Source organism: Paraburkholderia mimosarum LMG 23256 = NBRC 106338 (assembly GCF_000739815.1).
GTDB classification, from domain to species: domain Bacteria; phylum Pseudomonadota; class Gammaproteobacteria; order Burkholderiales; family Burkholderiaceae; genus Paraburkholderia; species Paraburkholderia mimosarum.
The window spans coordinates 1-2,068 of sequence record NZ_BBJJ01000249.1 but is presented as its reverse complement, the minus strand read 5'-3'; the positions used below and the strand labels follow the sequence as shown (position 1 = coordinate 2,068).

The 2,068-nt window shown below is 53.6% G+C and carries 1 protein-coding gene; it reads left to right on the top strand.

The features are described from left to right. Positions 1–321: 321 nt before the first annotated feature. A partial coding sequence (locus BMI01S_RS41710; RefSeq protein WP_303621358.1) for a formyltransferase family protein occupies positions 322–2,068 on the top strand: 1,747 nt, incomplete at its 3' end.

The window sequence follows — 2,068 nt, the reverse complement described above, 5'->3', positions numbered from 1 at the left end:
AGTTTGGCTGGGGTAAGGCGGCAGGCACGCATCTGCGAGATGGAAATCGTGATCTGAAGCAGCGCGCTCAGCTTATTCTCGCAGACGACGTCGACTTGACGCGCATGCGAACGCTTGCCGCTCTGGCGTGTATGGGAGAAATCGCGACATCAGCAACAACGGAGCTATGTTCGTGAGTCGCTGGGAACTCGTCAACGCACTAGCTTTTTCGAGTAGCAGCCCGTGTTCGCCAACCCGCGTTCAGTGGCCGGCATTGACTTCCGATGCTTTTCGTGACGGTGTCGTCGTAACGGCGGCGCGCTTGGCGGCTAGGAGATTGAGATGTCACATTGTATTCCTTTGGCGCGCCCTGATCATGGGGCGAATAAACGGTCATCCTTATCAAAAGTCTCTAGCGTTATTGTCGGTAGTGGTACGCTAGCCATTAAGTGCGCTCAGCTTGCCAAAGAAAAGGGGCATGTGATCCGCGCGGCGCTTTGCGCCGACTCCCGGTTTTTCGATTGGGCTACTGGTGCCAATATCCTATGTTGTAACAGTGTCGACGAGCTATCGACATTTCTAGATATTGAGCCAGTTGAATATATATTTTCTGTCGCCAATCCGTTCATATTGCCAGTGAGGGTGCTTAAGCAAGCACGTCAAGACGCTTTCAATTACCATGATGGTCCCCTTCCTCAATATGCGGGAACTCATGCCACTTCTTGGGCGTTGCTTGCCGGCGAAAGCGAATATGCAATTACGTGGCATCGTATAGATCAAGGCGTTGATACGGGTGACGTGGTTGTTCGACGTCGGGTTTTAATAACGCCGACCGACACTGCATTGACCCTAAACATTAAATGTTATGAGGCTGCTATCGAGGGGTTCCGTGATCTGCTGATTGGACTGGCAGACGGGGCCCTCGATATACGTCCGCAAAGGCTGCTGGATAGGAGCTACTTTCCGAGGCGTCGGAGGCCCGATGTTGGGGGCTGTCTACGTTGGGATCGATCTGCGGCAGATTTGTCGGCAATGGTACGAGCCTTGGATTTCGGCACGGACTATCCAAATCCGTTGGGGCTGGCCAAGGTTCTCGTGGTCGATGATCTTGTGGCAGTCAAACGCCTAAAGGTTCTGGGTCGATGCTCGGATGAGCTTCCGGGTTCCTTGCTGGAGATCCGCCGTAGGCATTGGCGTGTGGCGACAGCTACGCAAGATGTGGATGTTTGGTTTTCTGGCCCGGAGGGTCATTCTATTGATGCGTGGGCGCTTGCGAAGCATCACAATCTAGGTATAGGAGATCGTCTTCACGTATTCGGTGAAAAGCAGGCGTCGATCATAACTGCCGAGCTCGAAATGTTAGCCGAGCAAGAGGCATTTTGGCGACAGCGGCTTGCGGGGTTTAGATCGTTGCAGCTTCCCTTTTTTTCGTCGTCGGCTTTGACTGTGACGAAATGGCAGTCAAGTTCGGAAATTGTTTTTGGCGCTTTGGCTGAATTGGCACCGATCGAGCGCGTGGTACACATAGTGGTCGGCTGGCTAATCTATCTTGCCCGCATCTCAGGTGAATCTGAGCTTCAGTTGGGATGGAGTCCTACACTCAACGTATCGGGAGCGGCAGGATTGCATATTGCCCCAGTCGTGCCGATGAAAATAATAGTTGATCTCGATGATGCTTTTTCAGAGGTGCGTAGGGCACTTGAGACCGAATTCGCTCTGCTTCGAGCGCACAAGGGTTTTGCTAGGGATCTCGTTGCACGCTACCCGGCGTTAAAGAACATAGAGGCACTTCGATCGCGGTGCCCGTGGCCGATTGGTATCTCGATAAGGGAAGGTGCTTCTTCGCATGAGCCACGATCAGCGCCGAAATTTGGAATACCTCGTTCGGGCAACGTGCTGACGCTTGAAGTGTGCTCTTTCGACGGTAGCTGTCGATGGCACTTCGATAGAAGCCGCTTGGCACCGGAGAGTGTCGAACATATTACACAGCATTTGGAAGAATTGTTGGCTGCTGTGATGGCCGAGCCACGTCAGCCGGTGGGCCGCATCGATATCCTGCCGGCGGCGGAGCGCCGGTATCTGCTGGAAG